This is a genomic window from Bradyrhizobium sp. USDA 4461, from assembly GCF_054055655.1.
In genome coordinates this window covers 1698973-1721320 of sequence record NZ_JBSRXM010000001.1, presented here as the reverse complement: position 1 = coordinate 1721320, position 22348 = coordinate 1698973, and the positions used below count along the sequence as shown (strand labels likewise).

General features: G+C 65.1%; 19 protein-coding genes. 6 read left to right on the top strand and 13 right to left on the bottom strand.

The window, feature by feature from the left end; translation table 11 throughout:
- The first annotated feature begins 101 nt into the window (after positions 1-101).
- The gene (locus tag ACVINW_RS08120) at positions 102-1715 is read left to right on the top strand and encodes a glycosyltransferase family 39 protein (RefSeq protein WP_456750808.1); all 1614 of its coding nucleotides are present in this window, start codon (positions 102-104) and stop codon (positions 1713-1715) included.
- 295 nt (positions 1716-2010) lie between these two features.
- On the opposite strand, the gene ACVINW_RS08115 is transcribed toward ACVINW_RS08120, so the two are convergent.
- From ACVINW_RS08115 to ACVINW_RS08095, 5 genes are all read right to left on the bottom strand, one after another.
- Positions 2011-2337: an HPr family phosphocarrier protein gene (locus ACVINW_RS08115; protein ID WP_456750807.1), complete on the bottom strand. Its 327-nt coding sequence runs from the start codon at positions 2335-2337 to the stop codon at positions 2011-2013.
- Positions 2334-2735 (bottom strand): PTS sugar transporter subunit IIA, encoded by a 402-nt coding sequence (locus ACVINW_RS08110; RefSeq protein WP_021076632.1) that lies wholly within the window; start codon positions 2733-2735, stop codon positions 2334-2336. Before ACVINW_RS08110 ends, ACVINW_RS08115 begins: the two co-directional genes overlap by 4 nt.
- Positions 2736-2949: 214 nt before the next feature.
- On the bottom strand, positions 2950-3390 hold the full coding sequence (locus ACVINW_RS08105) for an HPr kinase/phosphorylase (RefSeq protein ID WP_456750806.1): 441 nt from the start codon (positions 3388-3390) through the stop codon (positions 2950-2952).
- Positions 3387-5195 carry a stimulus-sensing domain-containing protein gene (locus ACVINW_RS08100; RefSeq protein ID WP_456750805.1) on the bottom strand — a complete coding sequence of 603 codons (1809 nt, stop codon included), beginning with the start codon at positions 5193-5195 and terminating at the stop codon, positions 3387-3389. Before ACVINW_RS08100 ends, ACVINW_RS08105 begins: the two co-directional genes overlap by 4 nt.
- Positions 5196-5305: 110 nt before the next feature.
- Positions 5306-6007 (bottom strand): response regulator transcription factor, encoded by a 702-nt coding sequence (locus ACVINW_RS08095; protein ID WP_016843287.1) that lies wholly within the window; start codon positions 6005-6007, stop codon positions 5306-5308.
- A gap of 241 nt (positions 6008-6248) precedes the next feature.
- Here ACVINW_RS08095 and ACVINW_RS08090 point away from each other — a divergent pair, with 241 nt between their 5' ends.
- The 3 genes from ACVINW_RS08090 to ACVINW_RS08080 are packed head-to-tail and all read left to right on the top strand — an operon-like array spanning position 6249 to position 9421.
- Positions 6249-6983: a HugZ family pyridoxamine 5'-phosphate oxidase gene (locus ACVINW_RS08090; RefSeq protein ID WP_456750804.1), complete on the top strand. Its 735-nt coding sequence runs from the start codon at positions 6249-6251 to the stop codon at positions 6981-6983.
- Between the two features lie 58 nt (positions 6984-7041).
- A complete protein-coding gene (locus tag ACVINW_RS08085; protein WP_456750803.1) occupies positions 7042-7827 on the top strand; it encodes a hypothetical protein in 786 nt (261 codons plus the stop codon).
- On the top strand, positions 7805-9421 hold the full coding sequence (locus tag ACVINW_RS08080; RefSeq protein WP_456750802.1) for a phosphoenolpyruvate carboxykinase: 1617 nt from the start codon (positions 7805-7807) through the stop codon (positions 9419-9421). Before ACVINW_RS08085 ends, ACVINW_RS08080 begins: the two co-directional genes overlap by 23 nt.
- Positions 9422-9635: 214 nt before the next feature.
- Here the strand turns inward: ACVINW_RS08080 and rocF are convergent, their stop codons facing one another.
- From rocF to ACVINW_RS08060, 4 genes are all read right to left on the bottom strand, one after another.
- Entirely contained in the window at positions 9636-10613 is a 978-nt protein-coding gene (rocF, locus tag ACVINW_RS08075) for an arginase (protein ID WP_456750801.1), read from the bottom strand.
- A 102-nt stretch (positions 10614-10715) separates the two neighbouring features.
- The gene (locus ACVINW_RS08070; RefSeq protein ID WP_456750800.1) at positions 10716-11534 is read right to left on the bottom strand and encodes an acyl-CoA thioesterase; all 819 of its coding nucleotides are present in this window, start codon (positions 11532-11534) and stop codon (positions 10716-10718) included.
- Between the two features lie 235 nt (positions 11535-11769).
- Positions 11770-14286 carry a glycogen/starch/alpha-glucan phosphorylase gene (locus ACVINW_RS08065; protein WP_456750799.1) on the bottom strand — a complete coding sequence of 839 codons (2517 nt, stop codon included), beginning with the start codon at positions 14284-14286 and terminating at the stop codon, positions 11770-11772.
- Positions 14287-14859: 573 nt separating this feature from the next.
- Positions 14860-15150, bottom strand: a complete 291-nt coding sequence (locus tag ACVINW_RS08060; protein ID WP_456750798.1) for a GIY-YIG nuclease family protein — start codon at positions 15148-15150, stop codon at positions 14860-14862.
- Positions 15151-15346: 196 nt separating this feature from the next.
- Here ACVINW_RS08060 and ACVINW_RS08055 point away from each other — a divergent pair, with 196 nt between their 5' ends.
- Complete coding sequence (locus ACVINW_RS08055) at positions 15347-15778, top strand: hypothetical protein (protein ID WP_456750797.1); 432 nt, start codon at positions 15347-15349, stop codon at positions 15776-15778.
- A gap of 105 nt (positions 15779-15883) precedes the next feature.
- Here ACVINW_RS08055 and ACVINW_RS08050 read toward each other — a convergent pair whose 3' ends face one another.
- Both ACVINW_RS08050 and pyrE read right to left on the bottom strand, forming a co-directional pair.
- Positions 15884-16666 carry a DUF2865 domain-containing protein gene (locus tag ACVINW_RS08050; RefSeq protein WP_456750796.1) on the bottom strand — a complete coding sequence of 261 codons (783 nt, stop codon included), beginning with the start codon at positions 16664-16666 and terminating at the stop codon, positions 15884-15886.
- A 180-nt stretch (positions 16667-16846) separates the two neighbouring features.
- The gene (gene pyrE, locus ACVINW_RS08045; protein ID WP_456750795.1) at positions 16847-17410 is read right to left on the bottom strand and encodes an orotate phosphoribosyltransferase; all 564 of its coding nucleotides are present in this window, start codon (positions 17408-17410) and stop codon (positions 16847-16849) included.
- 203 nt (positions 17411-17613) lie between these two features.
- Here pyrE and ACVINW_RS08040 point away from each other — a divergent pair, with 203 nt between their 5' ends.
- Positions 17614-18240: a glutathione S-transferase family protein gene (locus ACVINW_RS08040; RefSeq protein WP_456750794.1), complete on the top strand. Its 627-nt coding sequence runs from the start codon at positions 17614-17616 to the stop codon at positions 18238-18240.
- Positions 18241-18400: 160 nt separating this feature from the next.
- On the opposite strand, the gene ACVINW_RS08035 is transcribed toward ACVINW_RS08040, so the two are convergent.
- A complete protein-coding gene (locus ACVINW_RS08035; protein ID WP_456750793.1) occupies positions 18401-19036 on the bottom strand; it encodes a LysE family translocator in 636 nt (211 codons plus the stop codon).
- Positions 19037-19287: 251 nt separating this feature from the next.
- On the bottom strand, positions 19288-22338 hold the full coding sequence (polA, locus tag ACVINW_RS08030) for a DNA polymerase I (protein WP_456750792.1): 3051 nt from the start codon (positions 22336-22338) through the stop codon (positions 19288-19290).
- Positions 22339-22348: the final 10 nt, after the last annotated feature.

Below are 22348 nucleotides of genomic sequence, written 5' to 3'. Positions count from 1 at the left end.
TGCTGGTGAGCATTCACTCATCGCGCGTACGCTTCCACTCGGTATGATCCCTCCGGAAAGCCACCTTCGACTTTTTCCGGGTCATGCCTCAGGCACAGGCCATGTCGACCGTTTCCACGCTTCCTGCCGCAAGGCGCTCCACCCGCAGGCTGACAATCCGGCGGATCGCCGCCTGGATTGCTTCGCGCGCCATCGATCCCAAGACCGGCCTGTGGTTCGTGATCGGCTTCGCACTGGTTCACGCGGTGCTGTGGACGCTGATCCTGGTCAAGCTCAAGGCCGCGCAGGACGTCCATATGGATGTCGCGGAGGCCTATGCCTGGGGCCAGCGCTTCCTGCTCGGCTATGGCAAGCATCCGCCGCTGTCGGGCTGGATCGCAGGGGTCTGGTTCAGGATATTCCCGGTCACCAACTGGTCGACCTATGCGCTTGCGATGGCGACCGTCAGCTTCGCGCTGGTGGTGTGCTGGCTGATCGCGCTGCGCGTGATCGATCGCCGCCGCGCGTTCTTCATGGTGGTGATGCTCGCGCTCTACCCGATCTTCAATTTCAAGGGCTTCAAATACAACGCCGACCTCGCGCAGCTGGTGCCGCTGCCGCTCTTGGTGCTGGCCTATCTGAACGCGTTCGAGAAGCGCAGCTTCAAGTCGGGTCTCTGGCTCGGCTTCGCCGGCATGCTGGCGCTGATGACCAAGTATTGGGTGGTGACGATGATCGGCGCCATCGGGCTCGCCGCGCTGATCCATCCGCAGCGCAGTCAATTCCTGCGCTCGCCGGCGCCGTGGGTTGCGATCGGCACCATGCTTGTGGCGATGATCCCGCATCTGGTCTGGCTGGAGGAGGTCAACTTCGTCCCGTTCACCTATGCCGGGGATGTCTACGCGCTGTCGAGCCGCGCGCTCAACGTCCAGCTCGTGATCGGCTATGTCATGCACAATCTCGGGCTGCTCGCGATTCCGACCGCGCTCGGCCTCGTCGCGCTGCTGTTGGGGGCGGTGCCGTGGCGGCCGTCGGACGTGCTGGCGCGGATCTGGTCGCGCGGGCCTAATCCCGCCGTCAACCTTCCGCAGGCGCTCAACGTCTGGATCATCCAGGCGATCGTCGCGATCGGGCCGCCGCTCGGCGCGCTGGCATTCACCGTTTACATCAAGACCGATTGGGGCATCCCGCTGTTCTTCCTGGTGCCGCTTGCGCTGGTTGCGATCCCCTCGCTCAGAATCCCGCGCATGGCGCTGTTCTCGATCGTTGCGGTCTGGTTCGTGGCCACGATGGTCACGCTGATCGCCGCGCCCAGCATCGCGACGCAGGAGATCGCGTCCAATCATGCCAGCGGCTCGACCTACGCCGCGCGCTCCGAGCTCGCGCGCGAGCTGACCGAGACCTGGCAGGCCAAATTCCATTCGCGCTGGGCGGTGGTGGTCGCGCGGTCCGACATCGGCGAGCCGATGACGTTCTACAGCCCGGATCATCCGGCCTCGCTGGTGCCAGGCGAGGCATGGACTTCGGGGCTGACGTCGCTCGACGAGGCCAAGCGTCTCGGCTTCATCGGCATCTGCGACACCACCGATCCGGTGTTTCTCAAACCCTGCGAGGCGTGGATGGCCGAGCATGCCAAGGATGCCGAGCCGCTGGTGATGACCACCATGCGCTTCTTCAACGGCCATCCCGGTCCGTCGACGGCGTGGAAGGTCTACCTGGTGCCGCCGGCGAAGTAGTCGTTGCCGGACATCAGTGCCGCTTCTGTTGTCCTGAGGGACCGTGACGCTTTCGCCGCCGTCATTGCGAGGAGCGATAGCGACGAAGCAATCCATTTCTCCGCTTGCGGCGCGATGGATTGCTTCGCTTCGCTCGCAATGACGCGGATAGGGCTGTACGCACCGTCATCCTGAGGTGCGAGCGAAGCGAGCCTCGAAGAATGAATCGGCCACCGCGGCGGGCCGTGCATCCTTCGAGACGCGCTTCGCGCTCCTCAGGATGACGGTGATAGGCTTTCGCTCAGCGTAGCGGCGCTTACGTGCCTTCCTCGTTGAACTTGCTGGCGACGAGCTCGGCGATGGCATCCAGCGCCTGCTGCGCTTCGTCGCCTTTCGCGGAGACCACGACCGTGGTGCCGGGTCCGGCAGCGAGCATCATCAGGCCCATGATCGAGGTGCCGCCGACGGTCTCGCCGCCGCGCGTCACCCAGATCTCGGCGTTGAAGCGCTCGACCAGCTGGACGAATTTCGCCGAGGCCCGCGCATGCAGGCCGCGCTTGTTGACGATCAGGAGTTCGCGCGAGATGGCGCCCGCTGGCACGCCCGGGCCGACATGGTTTGCGCCCGCGGCCTCGTCGCTCATTTGCCTGCGAGAACGCGGCTGGCGATGGTGACGTATTTGCGGCCGGCTTCCTGCGCCATCGCGATCGCGTCGGGCAGCGAACGCTCCTCGCGAACCTTGGCAAGCTTGACCAGCATCGGAAGATTAATGCCCGCGAGCACTTCCACCTTCGGGCGGCTCATGCAGGAGATCGCAAGGTTCGACGGCGTGCCGCCGAACATGTCGGTGAGGATCGCAACGCCGTCGCCGCTGTCGACGCGGTTCACCGCTTCGATGATGTCGCTTCGACAGAGATCGGAATCGTCTTCGGCCCCGATCGTAATCGCTTCAATTTGTTTCTGCGGACCCATGACGTGTTCGAGCGCTGCTCTGAACTCGTCGGCAAGGCGCCCATGGGTCACCAGCACTAGACCAATCATCGGAAACTCCTCGCGGGCGCCCTTTGGTGCACCGCACGAACGCGCCACTTTGACCATCCAGAGGCCCTGCGCAAGAGGGCATCTTGGCTAGTCTCCCGGTTCCTGGCGGTAGAGAGGGGAGGCTGCGCCGGCAAAATCCGACGCGATAGTGGTTGTGATATGGTTACCAATTCCCTTCCCACAATTGGCCGCAAGATTACGGGACCATGAACTTTCAGGTTGTCGTCAGCGCAGCGACAACCAGCGGCAGGGGTTGGAAGCCTGCGGCTACAGGAATTCGGGGTAATATAATGCCATTAAGGCATGCCGTGAGCGCTTCGGGCGGCGGCAGCCGCTCGGCATCGTCGGCGGCCAGGTCGACGACCAGGCCGACCACGGCCTCGCCGGCGAACGGACAATGGCGGATTCCGAGGCCTCGGACCTCGATCAGACCGGCCAATTGCTGGGCCGGACGAACCCACAATTGTTCGCCGGCTGTGTCGAGATGGACACGGTCATCCCCCACCAAAATGGCCGGCGGGAGCGCTCCGGTGCGACCGGCGAGAATCAGATCGAAGGCCAGCCGCGACTTGCCGGCGCCCGACGGGCCGCGGATCAGCACCGCACGCTCGCCGACCAGAACGGCGGAGGCGTGCACGCTGGAATTGTCGCTCATAGTGTCGGCAGCCTGACCACGAAACGTGCGCCGGCCACGGTGGGGTTGCCGTCCTCGTCCGCGGGGCCCGGACGGTTCTCGGCCCAGATCCGCCCGCCATGGGCTTCGATGATCTGCTTGGAGATCGAAAGCCCGAGGCCGGAGTTCTGGCCAAAGCCCTGATGCGGCCGGTCGGTGTAGAAGCGCTCGAATATCCGCTCCAGTGCGTCCTCGCCGATGCCGGGACCGTCGTCGTCGACCACGATCTCGACCTCGCCGCGGGTGCGGCGGCAGACGATGCGCACCTTGTCGCCCGGCTTGGAGAAGGATTGCGCGTTCGACAGCAGGTTCGAGATCACCTGGCCGAGCCGGGAATCGTGCCCGGGCACCGAGAGCGTGTCGGTCGGCCCGCGGCCCTCGAAGCGCACCTCGACGGCGACGTCGTGGCCGAGCCTCGTCTCGTTGGCGACGCCGGTCAGCGTGGTCAGCAGCCGCCGCAGGTCGACCGCCGCCATGTCCTGGCGCTGCAATTCGGCATCGAGCCGGCTGGCGTCCGAGATGTCGGAGATCAGGCGGTCGAGCCGCTTGACGTCGTGCTCGATCACGGCGAGCAGCCGCGCGCGGCTGTTCTCGTTGCGCGCCAGCGGCAGCGTTTCGACCGCAGATCGCAGCGAGGTCAGCGGGTTCTTCAGCTCGTGGGCGACATCGGCGGCGAACATCTCGATCGCCTCGATGCGGCTGTAGAGCGCGTTGGTCATGTCGCGCAGCGCGCCGGAGAGATGGCCGATCTCGTCGCGGCGGCCGGTGAAGTCGGGAATCTCGACGCGGGTCTGGATGCGGTGACGGACCCGCTCGGCGCTTTCGGCGAGCCGTCGCACCGGGCCTGCGATCGTGCTCGCCAGCAGCAGCGACAGCATGATCATGACCGCGGAGGCGACCCCGCCGATCTTGAGGATGGCGAGGCGCTCCGACATCACCAGCTGGTCGATGTCGTCGCCCTGCGTGGTCAGCATCAATGCGCCGCGCACGGCGCGGAAATGCTGCACCGGCACGGCGACCGACACGATGATCGCGCCGCGATCGGTGACGCGCACGGCGCTGCTGTTCATGCCCTCGAGCGATTGCGCGACTTCGGAATAGCCCTTGCCGCCCTCGGGACCGAGCTCGCGATAGATCGGCAGGTCGCCGCGGTTGAGCCAGGTCTTGATGGTGGCCTTGGTCTTCTCATAGAACGACGGCTTTTCCGACGGCGGCGGCAGCTCCATGCGCAGCACGTCGCCGCGCGCGAACAGGTTGCGGCTGTCGAGGATCAGCCCGCCATCGCGATCGAAGATGCGGGCCCGCGTCTTGGTCGGCGCGATCAGGCGGCGCAGCACCGGCGCGACCCGCTCGGGATTGATCGGGAAGTCGGCCGATTCATCCGGCTGGCCATAACTCTCGCCGGGCTTGAGATCGAGCAGCCGGTCGGGATCGATGGTGACGGTGTTGCCTTCGACGGTCGCGGACGCCGCGATCGCCTCCGAGATGATCTCGGCATAGACCAGAAGGCTCTGGGTCCGCGCCTCGATCAGGCCGGCGCGGAATTGCGAGAGATAGAGGATGCTTGCGACCAGCGCGACGAGGCCGGCGAGGTTGAGCGAGACGATGCGGCGCGTCAGGCTCGAGAACGACAGCGCGAAGAAGAACTGACCGGCGCGGCGCAGCCAGCCGAGCGGCCGGCGCCAGCCCTTGTCCCGCGCCAGATCGTCGGCCACGACCTCTTGATCGAGGAGCTGTGAGGCGTCCTCGGTGGTCTGGCCTTGCTCGAGCTGCGTTCGATCAAGCACTGGCAAAGCTGCCGGTTGGTATGGGTGTCGTCCCGCGAAGCAGATGTTTGCCCGAGCTTACCCCAGCCGTGCGGAGCCTGTCAGTTAACAAGCTTCCCGGAAGGTGCAGATCAGGCTTCCTTGAAGCGATAGCCGACGCCATACAGCGTCTCGATCATCTCGAAGTCGTCGTCGACCACCTTGAACTTCTTGCGCAGCCGCTTGATGTGGCTGTCGATGGTGCGGTCGTCGACATAGACCTGGTCGTCATAGGCCGCGTCCATCAGCGCGTTGCGGCTCTTCACCACGCCGGGGCGGGTGGCGAGCGCCTGCAGGATCAGGAATTCGGTCACGGTGAGCGTCACCGGCTCGTTCTTCCAGGTGCAGGTGTGGCGCTCCGGATCCATCCGCAGCAGGCCGCGGTCGAGCGCCCGGGCGTCCGGCTCCTTCGGCGCGGCGGTCGGATCCTTCGGCTGGCCGCGACGGAGCACGGCCTTGACGCGTTCGACCAGCAGGCGCTGCGAGAACGGCTTGCGGATGAAATCGTCCGCGCCCATTTTCAGGCCGAACAATTCGTCGATCTCTTCATCCTTCGAGGTGAGGAAGATCACCGGCAAGTCGGACTTCTGGCGCAGCCGGCGCAGCGTTTCCATGCCGTCCATGCGCGGCATCTTGATATCGAGGATCGCAAGATCGGGCGGCGACGTGCGAAATCCATCCAGCGCCGACGCACCGTCCGTGTAGGTCATGATGCGGTAGCCTTCGGCTTCAAGCGCGATCGAGACCGAAGTGAGAATGTTGCGGTCGTCGTCGACCAAGGCGATTGTGGGCATGAGCTGCTTTCACAATGAGAGTGGCTTAAACGGCGGGCACTCGGGCAACGCGCCGTGGAAATGGGCTTCGAACGCGGTCAACGAGCAATGCAAGCTGGGCTGAAGTGTGACCGAGTTCCGCAAAAATACGCTTCTGCGACCCATGCGATGGACCCCATATACCACCCTGAGATTATGAAAACAGGCCCTTTTTTCATGCGGAACCGGCCTGTTTTGCCCCCAAAATGACCCGATAGGCCCCATGCAACCGACCGTCGACTTCGATCCTGCCCACCTTGCCCGCTCGCTGCTGCGCCGCAGCCGCCAGGGCGCGCTCGCCACGTTGATGGCGGGATCCGGTGATCCCTATTGCTCGCTGGTCAATCTGGCGAGCCATCCCGACGGCTCGCCGATCCTGCTGATCTCCCGGCTGGCGCTGCACACCAGGAATATCCTGACCGACAGCCGGGTGTCGCTGATGCTGGACGAGCGTGCCGAGGGTGATCCGTTGGAGGGGGCCCGGATCATGCTGGCGGGGCGGGCAGAGGAGGTCGCAGACGCCGAGCGCGAGCTCGTGCAACGGCGCTATCTCGGCGCCCAGCCATCGGCGGAAGCTTTTGTGGAATTTAAGGATTTCTCGTTTTTCGTGATTCGGCCGAGCGGCGCCCATCTGGTCGCCGGGTTCGGCCGCATCGTCGACCTCAAGCCCACGCAATTCCTGACCGATCTCGCCGGGGCCGACGCGCTGCTGGAGGCCGAGCCGGGCGCGGTGGCGCATATGAATGAGGATCACCGCGAGGCCATGAACCTCTACGCCACCCGGCTGCTCGGTGCTGACAGTGCCGACTGGCTCTGCACCGGCTGCGATCCCGGCGGCATGGACATGCAGGCCGGCCGCGCCACGCTGCGGCTCGATTTCCCCGAGCGCGTCAGCAACGGCACCGAGCTGCGCAAAATGCTGGTGCGGCTCGCCGGCGAGGCGCGCGCCAAGACGTAGACCCAGGACTTAAACCTCGGGGATCGCGAGGCCCGTGCCCGACGAGGCATGGTGTCGCATGGCCGCGGCGGCATGTGCGTTTGTCGAAGCGTGTCATCCGATCACGCGGCGATCGGCATTGCGGGCGTCTGATAGCGCGATCATGTCGTGCCGGCGCGTCGATGATGCACGAGCACGACGTGTTGGTTGCGTTACCATCGATCGTGATGGTTCAGCGATCTCGTCGATCTCCGAACCTGACGTCGTTGCGGAACATTCGACGTTGCCGCGCATTGAAGTGACCCAGCTTCGACGATGGGTATTGAGCCCGATTGAATCTGCTGGTCCGCAGCTCAACGCTGACGATGGTGCTCGCCGCGTGCAACGCGATCGTGGACGACATGCCGGGCGCTTCGCAATGCTGCATCAACTCGCGGCAGCCTTTCTCGATGACACATCCTCAGCGCGAAATGCATACCCGGCATTCTCGCTGCCTTTTGCTTGGCACGATGCGGGGCATACGATGATCGCTGGCACCCTTTGTGCATCGCAATGCCTTGTTCGCAGCGGGAAAGACGGCGAAACGCCGCCCGAGCGCTGCGAAAAGAACGAGAAAACGAAAGCAAAGCGAAAGCGTTTCGCGCTGCGGTATTCGAGCCAGATGATGCGTCCGCCTTGGAATAAACCAAAAGCCGTTCGACTGGCTTGGCAAGCCCGGCGATCCCCACTATTAGGTCGCCGGACCGGGGCCGAGAGGCTATATTCTGATGAAGGTCACCGCGGCGGGGCGCGATTAGCAACATTCGCGCGAACAAGGATACGCGGGTTCGAGGAGGTTCTTCGTGCAAGAGACGGGCGTGCATAACGGTGCCTTCGGTGCCGACAAATTCGGCTTAAAAAATCTCAAGGGCGTGCACTGGAACTACGGCGCGCCGCAGCTCTACGAGCATTCGTTGCGCAATGGCGAAGCGGTGCTCTCGGCCGATGGTGCGCTCTGCGCCGACACCGGTGAGTTCACCGGCCGCAGCCCGAAGGACAAGTTCACGGTTCGCGACGGCCTGACCGACAAGAGCATGTGGTGGGCCGGCAACCAGTCGATCACCTCGGAGCAGTTCGCAACGCTGCATGCCGACTTCCTCAAGCATGCCGAAGGCATGACGCTGTTCGCGCAGGATCTCTACGGTGGCGCCGATCCGAAGCATCGCATCAAGACGCGCGTCTTCACCGAGCTCGCCTGGCACTCGCTGTTCATCCGCACGCTGCTCATTCGCCCCGAGACCTCGGAACTCGCGGGCTTCGTGCCCGAGCTCACGATCATCGACCTGCCGAGCTTCCGTGCCGATCCGAAACGTCACGGCTGCAAGTCGGAGAACGTCGTCGCGATCGATTTCGCCCGCAAGATCGTCCTGATCGGCGGGTCTTATTACGCCGGCGAGATGAAGAAGAGCGTGTTCACCACGCTGAACTTCTACCTGCCCGAGAAGGGCGTGATGCCGATGCACTGCTCGGCCAATGTCGGCCCCGACGGCGACACCGCGATCTTCTTCGGCCTGTCCGGCACCGGCAAGACCACGCTGTCGGCCGATCCCAAGCGCACGCTGATCGGCGACGACGAGCATGGCTGGAGCGAGGACGGCGTCTTCAATTTCGAAGGCGGCTGCTACGCCAAGTGCATCAAGCTGTCGGGCGAAGCCGAGCCGGAGATCTACGCCGCCAGCAAGCGCTTCGGCGCGGTGCTGGAAAACGTCGTGCTCGGCGTCAATGATCGCGTGCCCGATTTTGACGACGGCTCCAAGACCGAGAACACCCGCTCGGCCTATCCGCTCGATTTCATCCCGAACGCCTCGCGCACCGGGCGCGCGCCGCATCCGAAGAACGTGGTGATGCTCGCCGCCGACGCCTTCGGCGTGATGCCGCCGATCGCCAAGCTGACGCCGGCGCAGGCGATGTATCACTTCCTGTCCGGCTACACCGCGAAGGTCGCCGGCACCGAGCGTGGTCTCGGCAACGAGCCGCAGCCGGAATTCTCCACCTGCTTCGGTTCGCCGTTCCTGCCGCGCGATCCTTCCGTCTATGGCAATCTGCTCCGCGAGCTGATCGCCAAGCACAATGTCGATTGCTGGCTGGTCAACACCGGCTGGACCGGCGGCAAGTACGGCACCGGCCGCCGCATGCCGATCAAGGTGACGCGCGCGCTGCTCACCGCCGCGCTGAACGGCTCGCTCCGCAACGCCGATTTCCGCACCGACAAGTATTTCGGCTTCGCGGTGCCGACCTCGCTGCCGGGCGTCGAGCCGCACATCCTCGATCCGATCAAGACCTGGGCCGACAAGGCCGAGTTCGACAAGACCGCGCGCGCGCTGGTCGGCATGTTCGCGAAGAACTTCGCCAAGTTCGAAGCGCAGGTCGACGCCGAAGTCCGCGCCGCCGCGCCCGAAGTGAAACTCGCGGCGGAGTAAATCGCGCAAGCGGGATGCGATCTGAAAAGGCGGCCCCCGTGGCCGCCTTTTTGTTTTGATTTCTTCATGGCGCTATGCGGCGATATCTATCCCCGTCATCCTGAGGAGAGCGCAGCGCGTCTCGAAGGATGAACGGCCGGCCGGTGGCCGTCGACCCTTCGAGACGCGCGCAAGTGCGCGCTCCTCAGGGTGACGGGTCTGGAGTGCGGATTCGCTACTCGCCCATCTCCGGCAGCACGGCGTTGCTCGGCGTCTGCCTGTCCGTAATCTGCAAACCGAACAGGCTGCCGATCAACTCCACCGCGACGCGCGCGGTGCGGCCGCGTTCGTCGAGGAACGGATTGAGCTCGACGATGTCGAGCGAGCGCACCAGCCCGGAATCGTGCAGCAGCTCCATGATGAGATGGGCTTCGCGATAGGTCGCGCCGCCCGGCACCGTGGTGCCGACGCCGGGCGCGATGTCCGGATCGAGGAAGTCGACATCGAACGAGACATGCAGCACGCCGTTCTTCGCCCTGACGCGCTCGATGACGCGGCGGGTCAGCACGGCGACGCCGAACTCGTCGATCTGGCGCATGTCCGCGATCGACACGTTGCGCTGCCGCAGCAGCTTGCGCTCCAGCGGGTCGACCGAGCGGGTGCCGATCAGCGCGAGCTGATCCGGCGGGATCGAGGCGCGCGGCAGCCCGCCGAGCAGATCGTCGAGACCCGGCTCGCCGCACAGGAAGGCCGCCGACATGCCGTGCATGTTGCCGGTGATGGTGGTGGCCGGGGTGTTGTAGTCGGCATGCGCGTCGACCCACAGCGCAAACAGCGGCCGGCCCTTCTCCTTCCAGTAGCGCGCGACGCCGTTGATCGAGCCCATCGACAGCGAGTGATCGCCGCCCATGAAGATCGGAATCGCGCCGGAATGCGCCAGCCAGTAGGCGCGCTCCGACAGCGCGCGGGTCCAGGTCTTCACCTCGTCGTAGAATCTGGTGTTGGCCGGCACCGGGCCGTCGGCTGTGATCTGCGGGATCGCAAGATTGCCGTGGTCGTCAACCTGGAAGTCGAGCTGCTCGAGCAGGCGCGCGATGCCCGCGGTGCGCAGCGCGTCCGGTCCCATCAGCGGGCCGGCCTGCGAGGCGCCGATCTCGATCGGAACGCCGAGCAGCGCGATGCGCGAGGGCTTTGACGTGTCGGCTTCGGACATGCAGCAATGCTCCCAGAGGTGTGGAACAGCAGCGACGTGCCAATGTTCCCCCAACCCCTGAAATAGGCAATGCGGTCGGTGCAGAGCAATGTGGATATTTGGCTACGCCTTGAAATAGGCGATCTGCGTCGTGGTCGCGAGCAGGCGGCCGGATGGCGACCACAATTCGCCGTGCTGGTCGCCGTAGCTCTTGTGGAAGCTCTTGGCGTCGGCGACCGCCAGCACGCGGGTGGTATCCTCGGTGTCGAGATCGGCCGCGTCGGCATGGAAATAGGTCGTCAGCGACACCGTGCCGAACGGCACCAGCTCACCCCGCGCGTGGAACACGCGGCCGAAGAACGCATCCGACATCGACATCAGCGACAGCGCATCGAGCTTGCGCGGCACGCGGTCGGCGATCCAGAGTTTTGAATAGGGGCTCGACGGCTCCGTCGCGCCGGCGCCGCCGAATGCCGGCTCGCCCTCGGCGAAACGGAAGTCATACTGGTTGGCCCAGGTCATTTTGAGCTTCGGATAGGAGCGGAGCTGCTCGAACGGCACGGCGCCGGGAAAGGCCGCCGGCTGGTGCGACCAGGATGGACGGCGCTCGGCGAACACCGCGGTTGCCAAGGTCGCGACCTCGCCGCCGCCTTGCGTCATCTCGACCGACCAGTGCTGGCTCGATCGGTTGGCCTTGACCAGCCGCACGTCGAGATCGAACGCGCCCTCGGCGACCGGCGCGCAGTAATTGACCGTCAGTGCCAGCGGATCGCCGGCGCGCTGCGGGTGCTGCATCAGCGCGCGCAGGATGGTCGCTGCCGTGCAGCCGCCGAACGGGCCGACAAAGGCCCAGTAATCCGGGCTGGTCCGCCCCTGCCAGCGGCTGTCGCCGGCGGTCACGGCCGTGGCTTCATCGAACAAATGCGGAGTCTTGATGAGCATGCAATTCCTTAACTGCAAATCTGTCCAGCTGTCATTGCGAGGAGCGAAGCGACGAAGCAATCCATCCTTCCGCACATGCGGCGCGATGGATTGCTTCCGCCTTCGCCAAGGCTTCGGCGGACAAGTCGCTTCGCTCGCAATGACGCTTGCGTTTGGATAAGCAGTACCCCAGCGACCACGCCCAGTTCAATGACGTCGGACGTCATCGATTTCCGCGACCCGGGAATTACCTCTGTCAGCCTTTCGCCTCGCGCTGGGTGCCCAGCAGCGGCGGCGCGCTCGGATGCACCGGCACGTGCCAGATGTCCTCGGCATATTCGCGGATGGTGCGATCGGAAGAGAACCACGCCATCCGTGCGACGTTGAGGATCGAGGCGCGGGTCCAGGCCGGCACCACCTGCCAGCGTGCGTCGATGCCGCGCTGCGCGTCGTAGTAGGAATCGAAATCGGCCGAGACCATGTAGTGATCGAGATAGCGCAGCGCGTGCCCGATCGAGGCGAAGCGCGCGGCATCGCCGGGCGAGAACTCGCCGCTCTCGATGGCGCGGATCGCGCGCTCGAGCCGCGGCGACTTGCGGATCACGTCAGTGGCATCCAGCCCCTGCTTGCGGCGAACCATCACGTCGCCGGCCTCCAGCCCGAAGATCGCGATGTTCTCAGGCCCGACCGCGTCGCGGATCTCGATATTGGCGCCGTCGAGCGTGCCGATGGTCAGCGCGCCGTTCAGCGCCAGCTTCATGTTGCCGGTGCCGGAGGCTTCCATGCCGGCGGTCGAGATCTGCTCGGAGAGATCGGCAGCCGGGATGATCACCTCGGCGAGGCTGACATTGTAGTCGGCGAGGAAGGCGACCTTCAGCCTGCCGCCGAGCGAAGCGTCGTTGTTGACGATTTCGGCGACGTCGTTGATCAGCTTGATGATCAGCTTGGCGTAGCGGTAGCTCGCCGCCGCCTTGCCGGCGAAGATCTTGACCCGCGGCACCCAGTTCGCACCCGGATTGTCCTTCATCGCGTGGTACAGCGCGATCGTCTCCAGGATGTTGAGCAGCTGCCGCTTGTATTCGTGGATGCGCTTGATCTGCACGTCGAACAGCGCCGACGGATCGACCTTGATGTTGTTGCGCTCGCCGATCAGCCGTGCCAGCGCCAGCTTGTTGTGATGCTTGACGTCGCGGAACTGTTTCTGGAATTCGAGGTCGCTGGAATGGGTCTCCAGCCGTTCGAGCAGCGAGAAGTCGTCGAGCACGGCCTCGCCGCAGGTCTCGCGCAGCAGCGCGGTCAGCCGCGGATTGGCCAGCATCAGCCAGCGGCGGAAGGTGATGCCGTTGGTCTTGTTGGTGATGCGAGACGGATAAAGATGATGCAGGTCGTGGAACACGGTCTCCTTCATCAAATCGGAATGCATCGCGGAGACGCCGTTGATGCGGTGCGAGCCGACAAAGGCGAGCTGGCCCATCCGCACCCGGCGGCCGCTGCGCTCGTCGATCAGCGAGACCGAGGCGCGATATTCGATGTCGCCGGGGAAGCGCTCCTCGGCGAGCGCGAGATGGGCGACGTTGATGCGGTAGATGATCTCGAGATGCCGCGGCAACAGCCGCTCGAACAGCTCGACCGGCCAGGTCTCGAGCGCCTCCGGCAGCAGCGTGTGGTTGGTGTAGGACAGCGTCGCGACCGTGATCTTCCAGGCCTCGTCCCAGCGGAAATTGTGCAGGTCGACCAGGATGCGCATCAGCTCGGTCACCGCAAGGCTCGGATGGGTGTCGTTGAGCTGCACCGCCGCCTTCTGCGCGAGATTGCGCAGGCCGCCGTCGGAGGCGAGGTGCCGCTTCACCAGATCCTGCAACGAGGCCGAGACGAAGAAATATTCCTGGCGCAGCCGCAGCTCGCGGCCCGCTGCGCTCTCGTCGTTCGGATAGAGGAATTTGCAGATCGCTTCCGCGCGTGCCTGCTCGGCGCTGGCCGAGACGTAGTCGCCTGAGTTGAACACGTCGAGCTTGAGCGGATCGGGCGCATGCGCCGACCACAGCCGCAGTGCGTTGACGTGCTGGCCGCGCCAGCCGACGATCGGCGTGTCGTAGGCCATCGCCTCGACGGTTTCCGCCGGGTGCCAGGTGGCGCGGTCGCGGCCGCGATCGTCGACATGCTCGACATGGCCGCCGAAATGGACGTTGTAGACCACCTCCGGCCGCTGGAATTCCCAGGGGTTGCCGAAGGCGAGCCACTCGTCGGGATATTCCTGCTGCCAGCCCTGGTTCATGATCTGGCGGAACAGGCCGAAATCGTAGCGGATGCCATAGCCGGTCGCCGGAATCGCCAGCGTCGCCATGCTCTCCATGAAGCACGCCGCGAGCCGGCCGAGACCGCCATTGCCGAGCGCCGCATCCGGCTCGCATTTGCGCAGGTCGGAGAGATCGACGCCGAGGTCGCCGAGCGCGGCCTCGAACAGCGGCAACAATCCCATATTGTTCAGCGCATCGGTGAACAGCCGCCCGATCAGGAATTCGAGCGAGAGATAATAGACCCGCTTGGCGCCGGCGTCGTAGCTCTGCTTCTCGGCGGTCAGCCAGTGGTGCACGATGCGGTCGCGCAGCGCCAGCGCCGCGGCCTTGTACCAGTCGCGTCGCGTCGCAACGGTGGCGTCCTTGCCGATTGCGAGCCGCAGCTTGGCCAGGATCGCGCCCTTGATCTCGGTCAGCGCCAGCTCATCGACCGGCTGATTCAGGGCCGGATAGTTTGTTTGTTCCTGCAACGCCAATCCCCGCCGTTCAAACTCTACGCAATGATACGCGCGTTGCGCTGCAACCGAAACCGTCGAGAGCCGTTACGCACCGCAACTGCCGCGATTTTATGCAAGGACCGGGCCGAATTCAGGCATTCGGGCCTGCCGCTTGCAGCGCGATCGTCGCCTGCGAACGCCGAGATTTTGCGATGGTTGCCGGAACGAGCTGATCGAGTACGCGGCCGCCGCGTTGCGCGTGCTGTGCATCACGGCGATGCGCGGAGCCTGCGCCGCGGCAGGTTCAACGCAGCGACAGACTGCTGTCGGCCGCGAATTGAACGCCGCGCAACGTGGCTTCATGCGCTGGTCGGGAACACCGTGGTGATACGGATTTCCAAGGCTTAACAGGTCCTTTACAACCACACCTGTCGCTCGTGGGGCGGGCACATATTTTAGCTCCGACGCATTTCATTCCGAAGCAATTTTTCAACGGGCCGCTGGCGTCAGTCAGCGGCCCGAATTGCTTTTGCACACAGCGTGAAGGGGCGACAATGCACGCTCGCACCACATCGTCGTCCTGGCGAAAGCCAGGACCCATTACCCCGACTGTCAAATGAGGTCGGATCGGTCGTTCCAATCCGGATTTTCAGCCTCAATCAGCTTGATCTTCCAATCCCGCTTCCAGAACTTCAATTGCTTCTCGCGCGCGATCGCCTCCTGCGGCGTAGCGAATTCCTCGAGGTGAACGAGCCGGAAGACTTGGTATTTGTAGACAAACTTGGAGCCTCGGCCCGACCGATGCAGTTCGAGCCGCAGGCGAACGTCGTTCGTCACGCCGACGTAGATCGTTCCGTGATGGCGGCTGGCGAGGATGTAGACGTAGTAGCTGCCGGTGCTCATGCGTGGCCAAGGCTCGCGATAATGACGGCGTGTCGGGGTAATGGGTCCTGGCTTTCGCCAGGACGACGTCGATGGATAGTGACTTTTAAATGATCAGAACGAATTAAGAACACTTTAGCAAGTCGTTGATATATCATTATGATTCGGCGCTGTGCCGATACAATATCTAGGGTCTACTAGCTTCCGCGAGGACTACATGTCCACCATCGCCTTCGATCAATTCGCTCTCACCCGCATCGCGGATTTCGCCCGCTCGCTGTCGCGGCTGCATCAGGCGTCGCGGCGCCAGCCGATCGACGACGACCAGCTCGATCGCGAGTTCAATGCGGTCTGCATGTCGATCTGGGGCTACACCACGGATGATTTCAGCGACGAGCTGTTCTCGCTCGAGGATCACGCCTGGCTCGACGCGCTCGACGAAGCGCATGCGCGGATCTTCGCCGCCGAGCAGGGCTACGACCTCGTCGACGATCAGGGCATCCTGACCGACTGGTGGGGCTATTGCTGGATGATCCTGGCCGAGAAGCGCGGCATCCTCAATCCGGAGAACCGCGCCGCCGCGCGGGCCGCGATCGAGGAGAAATACCTGGCCGCGCCGAATGTGATCGGCGTGATCGTGGCGCGCTGATTGTTGTTGTGCTGTCATTCCGGGGCGATGCGAAGCATCGAACTCGGAATCTCGAGATTCCGGGTCTGGTGCTTACGCACCATCCCGGAATGACGGCGTCCGCCGTCAGTTCGCCTCGGCCCGCTTGGCGGGCTTTGCGGCATTGCCCTTCGGCACCACCGAGGATGGTGCCGACGGCGCTGTCTCCGCCAGCGGCGCCTCGCTCGCGATCTCGGCGCTGACGGGAGCGACCTTCATTTCGCCGAGCCGGGCGCGGACCGCTGCGGTCAATCCGGGATAGGAGGCGACCGGGGTGAAGTCGAACGCCTGCTCGTTACCGACCCGGACGCCGGTATAGGCGACCAGGCCGTCGGTGGTCGCGATCACGTCGCCGGCCTTCAGCGAGGCGTCGAGCGCGAGGTCGACCGGCGCAAGTCCTGCCGGGTCGCGGCCGTTGCAGGTGCAATCGGCGCGCAGCGCCTTGCGATACGCGAAGGCGTTCTCGCTGTCGGCGTAGCGCTCGCCGGTGCTCGAGGCGGAGCTGTCGATATGGCTGCCGTAATAGACCTTGGTGGCGCTTGCCGGACAGAACGCCTGGCAGAGCTGCGCCGGCGTGGCGTTGCCGCGCATCGTCAGCGGGAAATACTTGCCGTCGCAGGTTCGCACGCAATAGGCCGGTCCGGAACCGGCCACGCGTGGCGCCGAGGCCGCGGATGTCTGCCGTTCCGGCTGCTGGTTGAGGCCGAACGGATCGGCGAAGAAATTGGCCTGCGGCGGGGCCTGCCGGCCCTGCTGCTTCTGGACACCGCCGAAGAAGAAGTCGAACAGCCCTTCGGCCGAGACGGGCGCGGGCACGATCAGGATGGAACCCGCAAAGGCCACGACGGCCAGCATCACGCGGCGCCGCATGCGCCGATCACTCAACTCTGTACGCAACGCCAACTCCACCCGACGCGCCGTGGGCGGCGACGCGCAGCCCCGGCGGATTCACCATAGGGTGGGATGGTAAACGAGCGATTGATTGCGCGTGACGGCGTCACAAGAAACGGGCGCGGCCTATGCAACTGGCCGCGACGGCCGCGAAAGAGCTCAGTCCTTCAGGAACTCGCCGGCCTTGTACAGCGCGCGGAACGGCAAGCCGGCTTCGGCGAAGGTCTCGGTGGCGCCTTCCTCGCGGTCGACCATGGTGAAGACCAGGGCGATCTCGCCGCCGGCCTCGCGCACCGCTTCCGCCGCCTTCAGCGCCGAGCCGCCGGTGGTGGTGACGTCCTCGACGATCACGATGCGCTTGCCGACCAGCGTTTCGCCCTTGGCGAGCCCTTCGACCGAGAGCCGCGCGCCGTGCTCCTTCGGCTTCTTGCGCACGAAGAACGCCGCGATCGGATGACCCTTCAGCCAGGACAGCTGCGCGATGGCGCCGGCGAGCGGCACCGCGCCCATCTCGAGCCCGCCGACGAGATCGAGCTTGTCGTCCTTCAGGGCGTCATAGGTCAGCTCGGCAAGCAGTGCTGCGCCCTCGGGATCGAGCATCGTCGGCTTCAGGTTGAAATAGAAATCGCTCTTGCGGCCCGACGCCAAGGTGATCTCGCCGCGGCCGAACGAGCGCTTGCGGATGATCTCGGCGAGGCGGGCGCGGGAGGCTGATTTGGACAAGGCTTTTTCCCTCTGGGGGTTCTTTGGCGGCTTTGAGGCGGCCGGCAATCTATCGGCGGCAGCAGGCACATTCCAGCGGGTAAATCCTGCCGTCAACAGTGGGGGTGCCGCCATTTCGGCGCAGCGGTGTGCGGAAAGCGCGGGTTGTGCGGCTCCCGGCTTCCCCCTAAAGCAAGCGCCAAACATTTGCACGAGAAGCGGAAATGACCATCGAGCTGCACACCTGGAACACGCCCAATGGCCGCAAGATCTCGGTCGCGCTGGAGGAAATGGGCCTTCCCTACAAGGTGATCCCGGTGAATATCGGCAAGGGCGAGCAGATGGCGCCCGCCTTCCTCGCGATCAGCCCGAACAACAAGATCCCGGCGATCGTCGATCCCGATGGCCCCGGCGGCAAGCCGGTCAGCATCTTCGAGTCCGGCGCGATCCTGCTCTATCTCGGCGAGAAGACCGGCAAGTTCCTGCCGAAACCGCTGGCGGAGCGGATCCCGGTCTATGAGTGGCTGATGTGGCAGATGGGCGGTTTCGGCCCGATGCCGGGCCAGGTGCATCATTTCATCGCGCTGGAAAACGAGCAGGATCGCGCCTACGGCCTGAAGCGCTACATGGCCGAGACGCGGCGGCTCTACGGCGTGCTGGACCGCCGGCTCGACGGCCGCGACTTCGTCGCCGGCGATCTCTCGGTCGCCGATTTCGCCGTCCTCGGCTGGGCCTGGCGCCACCCGCGCCACAAGGTCGATCTCGCCGACTTCCCCAACGTCAAGCGCTGGTACGAAACGCTGATGGCCCGCCCCGCGACGAAGCGGGGCATGGAGGCGAAGCTGGATTGAGGAGGCACTCTTCCCTTCTCCCCATGTGGGAGAAGGTAGCGCGCAGCGCCGGATGAGGGGTTGTTTCCGCAGACGCGCTCGTGGAGAGAAACCCCTCACCCGGCTTCATCTCGCTTCGCTCGATTTCGCCACCCTCTCCCACAGGGGGAGAGGGTACTTGCTAGGCCTTCCTCGCCTCGAGCGCCATCTTCATCGCTAGCCCTGCGAGCACGGTGCCCATCAGCCAGCGCTGCACCAAGAGCCAGGTCGGGCGGGTGCCGAGGAACACGGCGATCGAGCCGGCGGCGAGCGCGATCATCGCGTTGACGCTGACGCTGATCACGATCTGGATCGAGCCGAGCGCGAGCGACTGCGACAGCACGCTGCCGCCGGCGGGATCGATGAACTGCGGCAGCAGCGCGAGATAAAGCATCGCGATCTTCGGGTTCAGCAGATTGGTGAGGAAGCCCATCGCGAACAATTTGCGCGGGCCGTCGATCTTCAGCGCCTTGACCTGGAACGGCGAGCGGCCGCCGGGCTTGAGCGCCTGCCAAGCCAGCCACAGCAGATAGCCGGCACCGGCGAAGCGCAGCGCGTCATAGGCGTAGGGGATCGCAAACAGCAGCGCGGTGATGCCGAACGCCGCGCACAGCATGTAGAACACGAAGCCGAGCGCCACGCCGCCGAGCGAGACGATGCCGGCCGCCGGCCCCTGCGTGATCGAACGCGAGATCAGGTACATCATGTTCGGTCCCGGCGTCAGCACCATGCCGAGGCAGACCAGTGCAAAGCCGAGCAGGGCGGATGTGTGGGGCATCATGGGTCTCGCGAGGGGATGCACGCAGTTCTAGCGTGTGATCCAAGGCGCGGCCATGCTGGAATTGTACTCGGAGCAATGTGGGTTGCGCCTCGGCCCGGTCTCTCTCATCGTCATTCCGGGGCGTGCGAAGCACGAGCCCGGAATCCATCGGGCCGCATAACGCGCGGATGAATGGATTCCGGGTTCTCGCCTGCGGCGAGCCCTCAGGTGCGCAATTGCGCACCGGGGAATGACGAGAGAGGCTGGCGCTAATGCGCCTCGTCCCAATTGTTGGCGGCGCGGGCGTCGACCTGCAGCGGCAGCGACAGGATCACCGCGGGGAACGGTGCGTCCTGCATCACCTTCTGCACGACCGGCAGCGTCGCCGCGACCTCGTTGTCGGGCACCTCGAAGATCAGCTCGTCATGCACCTGCAGCAGCATCTGCGCGGTGAGCTTCTTCTCGGCGAGCGCGTCCTCGACCCTGATCATGGCGCGGCGGATGATGTCGGCGGCGGTGCCCTGCAAGCGGGCATTGATCGCGGCGCGTTCGTTGAAGGCGCGCACCGAGGCGTTGGAGGCCTTGATATCCGGATAGTACATTTTGCGGCCGAACAGCGTCGTCACATAGCCGTTGCGGCGGCAGGAGTCCTTGGTCTCGTCCATATAGGCGCGGATGCCGGGGAAGCGCTCGAAGTACTTCTTGATGTAGGCCGAGGCTTCCTCGCGCGCGATGCCGAGCTGGTTGGCGAGGCCGAACGCCGAGATGCCGTAGATGATGCCGAAATTGATCGCCTTGGCGCGGCGCCGCACCTCGCTCGGCATGTCCTTGATCGGCACGCCGAACATCTCCGAGGCGGTCATCGCGTGAATGTCGAGCCCGTCGCGGAACGCCTGGCGCAGCACCGGGACGTCGGCGATCTCCGCCAGCAGCCGCAGTTCGATCTGGGAATAGTCGGCCGACACCAGCTTGTGGCCCGGCGCCGCGATGAAGGCGCGGCGGATCTTGCGGCCGTCCTCGGTCCGAACCGGGATGTTCTGCAAGTTCGGCTCGTTCGACGACAGCCGGCCGGTCGTGGTCGCGGCCAGCGCGTAGGTCGTGTGGACGCGATGGGTCTGCGGGTTGACGTAGGTCGGCAGCGCGTCGGTGTAGGTCGATTTCAGCTTCGAGACCTGGCGCCACTCCAGGATCTTCTTCGGGAATTCGTGGCCCTGCTCGGCGAGCTCGTCGAGCACCTGTGCGGTGGTCGACCACGCGCCGGTCTTGGTCTTGGTGCCGCCGGGCAATCCCATCTTGCCGAAGATGATGTCGCCGATCTGCTTCGGGCTGCCGACATTGACCGGCTCGCCGGCGATCTCTTGGATCTCGGCCTCGACGCGCGCCGCGGTCTGGGCGAAATCGCCCGAGAGACGTGACAGCACCTGGCGGTCGATCGAGATGCCGCGGCGCTCCATCCGCGCCAGCACCGACACCAGCGGCCGCTCCAGCGTCTCGTACACCGTCGTCATCCGCTCGGCGATCAGGCGCGGCTTCAGCACGCGCCACAGCCGCAGGATCACGTCGGCGCTCTCGGCGGCATACTCGGTCGCCTTGTCGATGGTGACCTGGTCGAAGGTCAGCTTGCCCTTGCCGCTGCCGACCAGGCCGCCGTAATTGACGACGGCATGGCCGAACCAGCGCTCGGCGAGCGCCTCCAGCGCATGCGAGCCGCGGCCGGCATCGAGCGCGTAGGACATCAGCTGCGCATCGTCGATGTTGCGCAGCGTGACGCCGTGCTGCGCCAACATCACCGAGGTGAACTTGACGTTGAAGCCGACCTTCTGGATGCCGGTCGATTCCAGCAGCGGCTTCAGCGCCTTCAGCGCATCGGCGGTCTTGATCTGGCCGGGCGCAAGGCCGGCATCGAACAGGCCGGCGCCGCCGCCGGGCGCCTTGTGGCCGAGCGGGATGTAGCAGGCGTCGTTGGGCGCCACGGCCAAGGCCAGTCCTGACAGCTCGGCCTGCATCGGGTCGATCGATTCCGACATCGCCTCGATCGCGAGATAACCGGTGTCGTGCGTCCGCGCGACGATGGCGTTGAGCTGATCGAGACCGCCGATCGTCTGGTAGGCCTTGCGATCGAAGCCGGTCTTGCGGATCGCCTCGCCGCGGGCCTCCGCCAGCGTGGCCGGCGTGCCCTTGCGGTTGGAGTTCTTGTCGTCGCGCGCGCCGGTCGGCTTGGCTTTCGGCGGCGGCGCTGCGGCCGATGTTGGCGCTTCTCCCGGTGCCGGCGTCACATCCGACGGCGGCAGCGGCGAGAACACGCTGGCGCCGCTCTTGTTGCCGGGATCGGCGTCGACATTGGCCGGATCGATCTGCGCATACTCGGCGACGCGGCGGGTGAGGGTGGTGAACTCCATCGCCTTGAGGAAGGCGATCAGCTTGCGCGCATCGGGATCGTGCACGGCGAGATCGTCGAGCGGCACCTCGAGCTCGACCTTGTCGTCGAGCAGCACCAGCTGGCGCGAGATCCGCGCCTTCTCGGCATTCTCCAGCAGCGCCTCGCGCCGCTTCGGCTGCTTGATCTCGGTGGCGCGGAACAGCAGCTGATCGAGATCGCCATATTCGATGATCAGCTGCGCGGCGGTCTTGACGCCGATGCCGGGCACGCCCGGCACGTTGTCGGTGGAATCGCCGGCCAGCGCCTGCACCTCGACGACCTTCTCCGGCGGCACGCCGAATTTCTCGATCACCTCGTCGCGGCCGATGCGGCGATCCTTCATCGTGTCGTACATCACGACCTTGTCGGTGACGAGCTGCATCAGGTCCTTGTCGGACGATACGATCGTCGTGGTGGCGCCGCGCTCGGTCGCCAGCCGCGCATAGGTTGCGATCAGATCGTCGGCCTCGAAGCCGACCTGCTCGAGGCAGGGCAGGTCGAAGGCGCGCACCGCCTCGCGGATCAGCGCGAATTGCGGGATCAGATCGTCGGGCGCCGGCGGCCGGTGCGCCTTGTAATCGGGATAGAGCTTGTTGCGGAACGTGATCTCCGACTTGTCGAACACGATCGCCAGATGCGTCGGCCGATTGTCGTCCGGCATGTCGCGCAACAGCTTCCACAGCATGTTGCAGAAGCCGAGCACGGCGTTGACCTGCAGCCCGTCGGACTTGCGGTTCAACGGCGGCAGCGCGTGGTAGGCGCGGAAGATGTAGGACGAGCCATCGACCAGGAACACGTGGTCACCCTTCGCCGCGGGCTTGGCGGCAACGGGCTTGGGGGCGGTCTTCGGAGCTGGCTTTTCAGCGGGCTTGGCGGGGTCTTTGGAGGCTGTTTTCGGCATGGCCGAAACT

Excerpts from the sequence above, each read along its gene's own strand:
- ACVINW_RS08120 (WP_456750808.1), top strand. The coding sequence starts at position 102 with ATGTCGACCGTTTCCACGCTTCCTGCCGCAAGGCGCTCCACCCGCAGG.
- ACVINW_RS08115 (WP_456750807.1), bottom strand. The coding sequence starts at position 2,337 with ATGAGCGACGAGGCCGCGGGCGCAAACCATGTCGGCCCGGGCGTGCCA.
- ACVINW_RS08110 (WP_021076632.1), bottom strand. The coding sequence starts at position 2,735 with ATGATTGGTCTAGTGCTGGTGACCCATGGGCGCCTTGCCGACGAGTTC.
- ACVINW_RS08105 (WP_456750806.1), bottom strand. The coding sequence starts at position 3,390 with ATGAGCGACAATTCCAGCGTGCACGCCTCCGCCGTTCTGGTCGGCGAG.
- ACVINW_RS08095 (WP_016843287.1), bottom strand. The coding sequence starts at position 6,007 with ATGCCCACAATCGCCTTGGTCGACGACGACCGCAACATTCTCACTTCG.
- ACVINW_RS08090 (WP_456750804.1), top strand. The coding sequence starts at position 6,249 with ATGCAACCGACCGTCGACTTCGATCCTGCCCACCTTGCCCGCTCGCTG.
- ACVINW_RS08085 (WP_456750803.1), top strand. The coding sequence starts at position 7,042 with ATGGCCGCGGCGGCATGTGCGTTTGTCGAAGCGTGTCATCCGATCACG.
- rocF (WP_456750801.1), bottom strand. The coding sequence starts at position 10,613 with ATGTCCGAAGCCGACACGTCAAAGCCCTCGCGCATCGCGCTGCTCGGC.
- ACVINW_RS08070 (WP_456750800.1), bottom strand. The coding sequence starts at position 11,534 with ATGCTCATCAAGACTCCGCATTTGTTCGATGAAGCCACGGCCGTGACC.
- ACVINW_RS08060 (WP_456750798.1), bottom strand. The coding sequence starts at position 15,150 with ATGAGCACCGGCAGCTACTACGTCTACATCCTCGCCAGCCGCCATCAC.
- ACVINW_RS08055 (WP_456750797.1), top strand. The coding sequence starts at position 15,347 with ATGTCCACCATCGCCTTCGATCAATTCGCTCTCACCCGCATCGCGGAT.
- ACVINW_RS08050 (WP_456750796.1), bottom strand. The coding sequence starts at position 16,666 with ATGCGGCGCCGCGTGATGCTGGCCGTCGTGGCCTTTGCGGGTTCCATC.
- ACVINW_RS08040 (WP_456750794.1), top strand. The coding sequence starts at position 17,614 with ATGACCATCGAGCTGCACACCTGGAACACGCCCAATGGCCGCAAGATC.
- ACVINW_RS08035 (WP_456750793.1), bottom strand. The coding sequence starts at position 19,036 with ATGCCCCACACATCCGCCCTGCTCGGCTTTGCACTGGTCTGCCTCGGC.
- polA (WP_456750792.1), bottom strand. The coding sequence starts at position 22,338 with ATGCCGAAAACAGCCTCCAAAGACCCCGCCAAGCCCGCTGAAAAGCCA.